This is a genomic window from Halomonas sp. (assembly GCF_041689495.1).
GTDB lineage: Bacteria > Pseudomonadota > Gammaproteobacteria > Pseudomonadales > Halomonadaceae > Halomonas.
The window spans coordinates 1-3,655 of record NZ_JBDNGD010000133.1; the positions used below are offsets into that span (position 1 = coordinate 1).

The 3,655-nt window shown below is 59.8% G+C and carries 2 protein-coding genes and 2 pseudogenes; 1 reads left to right on the forward strand and 3 read right to left on the reverse strand.

What is annotated here, in order from left to right:
- From ACESMD_RS04430 to ACESMD_RS04440, 3 genes and pseudogenes are all read right to left on the reverse strand, one after another.
- Positions 1–119 (reverse strand): annotated as a pseudogene (locus ACESMD_RS04430) (C4-dicarboxylate ABC transporter substrate-binding protein); the annotation flags it as partial.
- A 114-nt stretch (positions 120–233) separates the two neighbouring features.
- Positions 234–1,191: pseudogene (hisD, locus tag ACESMD_RS04435) on the reverse strand (histidinol dehydrogenase).
- A gap of 74 nt (positions 1,192–1,265) precedes the next feature.
- Entirely contained in the window at positions 1,266–2,309 is a 1,044-nt protein-coding gene (locus ACESMD_RS04440; RefSeq protein WP_372610712.1) for a D-cysteine desulfhydrase, read from the reverse strand.
- Positions 2,310–2,494: 185 nt separating this feature from the next.
- Here ACESMD_RS04440 and ACESMD_RS04445 point away from each other — a divergent pair, with 185 nt between their 5' ends.
- Positions 2,495–3,400: a LysR substrate-binding domain-containing protein gene (locus ACESMD_RS04445; RefSeq protein ID WP_372610714.1), complete on the forward strand. Its 906-nt coding sequence runs from the start codon at positions 2,495–2,497 to the stop codon at positions 3,398–3,400.
- The last annotated feature ends 255 nt before the right edge of the window (positions 3,401–3,655 follow it).

Here is a 3,655-nt window from a genome sequence, read left to right on the forward strand (position 1 = left end):
ACACCCATAACAATCGGCTGAAGCGAATACTGGTAATGCACCTCGGTGAGATAGTCCTGTACTTCATGAAACTTCATCGTGTAATTGACAATGTAGGGGTTATCCTGACCGTCGATCACACCCTGCTGGAGGCCGGTGAACCAGCGGGACCAGGGCAGCGCTGTTCAGCTGCGAGTGAGGCACAGGCCATTGCTTAAACTCATGCACTTTCTGTCTTGACAGTGGGGTCCACTTCAGTGCTCGCAGGCATAGCGATCGCTGACCTCGACGATCTCTTCTCGACTGTCTCCCACGATCACTTCGCCGAAATCACGCCATGCGGCATGCACTACCTCGGCGTTGGGCATGTCATCGGCGACCTTGGGCATCAGCTCGATGACCTTGCGCGCCAAGGGTTCGCTGGTGGTGAAAAGCCAAACGGGAGAGTTGGGGCCATGCTCGGCCTGGGAGGCCAGGTCAACGGCGATGGTCATGGGATCGGCGCTATCATCGGCAATGATCGCGGACTCGGTTGGCCCGGCGAACACATCGATGCCGACCTGACCGAACAGCAACCGCTTGGCCTCGGCCACATAGGCATTGCCCGGCCCCACCAGGATGTCGGCCTCACGACCACCGAACAGCCCAAAGGCCATGCTCGCCATGGCATGCACGCCGCCCATCTCCAGGATCATGTCCGCGCCGGCCACGTCCAGGGCATAGGCCACCGCCGGATTGATGCTGTCACTTCGCGGCGGCGAACAGGCCACCACGCGCAACGCCCGCCGCCTTGGCGGTGGCGACACTCATCAACGCCGAGGCGACATGCGCGTAGCGGCCACCCGGGATATAGCAGCCGGCACACCCCACGGGCAGCCCCCGCTGCCCCAGCACGACACCTGGCTCGGTCTCGATCTCGAAGGAAACGAGGCTGTCGCGTTGCGCCTCGGCGAAGCGCTTGATCTGACGGTGAGCGAAGTCGATATCATCCTTGGTGGATTGGGGCACCGAGGCAATGAGTCGCTGGCGCTTCTCATCGCTGAGCACGAAATCCCCCGTCCAGCCATCGAACTTTTCGGCATATTCACGAACCGCGACCTCACCACGCGCGCGGATATCGTCGAGCATGTCGCGTACCGACGTAGTGACGCGCTGATCTTCGGCGGCAACCGTTTCGCCCGCTTGCGCCGACTTGAGGTGTCGAATTGTCATTGTGTTCTCCGCAAAGCTGCTGATTCCTCTCGCGCTGGGGTCAGGCAGTCACGCCCAGGCCTGAGCGGGCGCTGTCACGCCATGTAGTCAGGGAAATGGAAGGCCTCGGGATACCCGAACAGCGCGACACTGCCGCCGGTGTGCAGAAAGACGACGTTTTCGCCTTCCTTGAAGTGGCCATTGCGAATCAGGTCGATCAGGCCTGCCATGCCTTTTCCGGAATAGACCGGATCGAGCAGGATGCCTTCATGACGCGCCAGCAGCGTGACGGCCTCGACCATGCTCTGGGTGGGAATCCCGTAGCCCTCGCCGACATAGTCACAGTTGGCTACAACGTCCTGTCGGGTCACCACACCCGAAAGCCCCAGCTTGGCTTCCGTCTTCTGGGCCAGCGCGAACACGTTGGCTTCCTGCTTGTCCTTGGGGGCACGCACGCCGATTCCGAGTACCGGAATGCCCGCGTTGCATGCGGCAAGCCCCGTGACCAGCCCCGCCTGGGTGCCTGCGCTGCCGGTTGCGTGCACCAGGTGGTCGACCTGTAGACCCATGTCATTGGCCTGGGCCAGCAGTTCGAGGCCGGCATTGACGTAACCCAGTGCCCCGATCTCGTTGGAGCCACCGCCGGGAATGATGTACGGCGTCTTGCCGTCTTCCTTGAGCCGCTCGGCCAAGCGCTCCATCTCGGCGGCCATGTCGGTGCCACCAGGACGCTTGCTGACCGTTGCGCCATGCAACAGATCGAGGAACACGTTGCCGTTGTAGTTGTAGGCGGGATCGTGACTGCCGGTGCGGTCCTCGAGCAGGATGTGGCACTCGAGCCCCAGCTTGCAGGCCGCCGCAACGGTCTGGCGCGCATGGTTCGACTGGGTGGCCCCCTGGGTGATGATGGTATCGGCCCCTTTCTCCAGGGCATCGGCCATCAGGAACTCCAGCTTGCGGGTCTTGTTGCCACCGGTGGAAAGGCCAGTGCAATCATCGCGCTTGACCCACAGGCGCGGCCCTCCCAGCAGACGGCTCAGGTTATCCATTGGCTCGAGCGGTGTCGGCAAGTGTCCAAGACGGATGCGGGGGAAACGGGACAGGTGCATGCGTGCCTCCAAGCGAGTAATTTTTTGCATGAGCGTGCTCTCTTTCATGACCAATGACCAGAGAGTCGACGAACAACCGTCAGCCATTGCTTGGTCTGCCTTAAAACTAGTGCCTTTCGGACTTTCCCGACTAATGCCAAGATACTGTCAGTCGATTACATTTTTGCATAATAAGAATTTATTTCTGCTGATAGACAGAATTCCAGGAATTAATCATGAAAATCGAGTGGATCGAGGACTTTCTTGCGCTCACCGAAGCAGGCACTTTCTCGCAGGCGGCAGAATGGCGTCATGTCACCCAGCCCGCGTTCTCGCGGCGTATTCGTCAATTGGAAGATTGGCTGGGCGTCGAGTTGATCGATCGCCACTCGCCACGGCTGACGCTATTGCCCCATGCGCAAGCCTACGAAGCATCGCTTCGCGACTGGCTGGCACACCTGTACGCGCTGCGCGGCCGCATACGCGCTGATGCCGCGCATGGGCCGCGTGCGATCCTCACTACCCAGCACACCTTGACTGTCAGCTACTTGCCTCGACTTCTGCGACACTTTCGCCAGCACGCCCCGCAAGCCAGGTTGCAGGTGAGATCGTCGGATCGCAGCGACTGCATCCGCGACTTCCAACGGGGGGACGCGGACCTCCTGCTGTGCAGCGAGCTCCAAGGTTCGCCCCTGCTGGTGGATTGCGCTGAAGTCCATCGGGTGCAGTTGGGGACCGAACAGCTCGTGCCGGTGTGCGCAACTGATCGCTTCGGCCAACCGATATTCGACCTCGAAAATCAGACCCGGCTGCCCTTGATTAGCTATGAACCCAGCAGTTTTCTGGGTGGCGTGCTGTCTTCCCCTTACCTGCTGGACCTGCAACGTCATTACGATGTCGAACTGGTCTGTGAAACAGCCTTCACGATAGGCATCCGCGAGCTGTTGATGGCGGGCCTGGGGATTGGCTGGCTGCCACATGGCCTGATCGAGTCGGACCTGGAGGCGGGGAAACTCGCCTCACTCTTAGAGCGGTTGGGAGGGCCGATGCTGGTGGTGGCCTGCTATCGCCAATCAGGAAATGGCGCTTCTGCAGCTGATCAATTATGGAAGCTGATCAATGCTCGGCCGCCAACCGTCTAGCAGGAAGTTAACGCATGAATCAACAATGAGGTTGTAATATCCGTTGATCGTGGCTGTTCATATAGGGAACGTGACGATAAATTTGGAAAAATTCGATAAAATCGGACACGAGGGTGAAGTGGTCCCTATCCTCTGGACCACCTGACAGGTCATCTAAGCTCTGATCGGTTGTTCATTGGCGTCAGGCCGCCTGGGTCAGTGGTTGATGGTAATACACCTCATCGGGTGTCGCGTCGTCCAATCCTTGATGGGGCC

Bases quoted from the DNA above. Each gene is read 5' to 3' on its own strand.
- ACESMD_RS04445 (WP_372610714.1), top strand. From the start codon at position 2,495: ATGAAAATCGAGTGGATCGAGGACTTTCTTGCGCTCACCGAAGCAGGC.
- ACESMD_RS04440 (WP_372610712.1), bottom strand. From the start codon at position 2,309: ATGCAAAAAATTACTCGCTTGGAGGCACGCATGCACCTGTCCCGTTTC.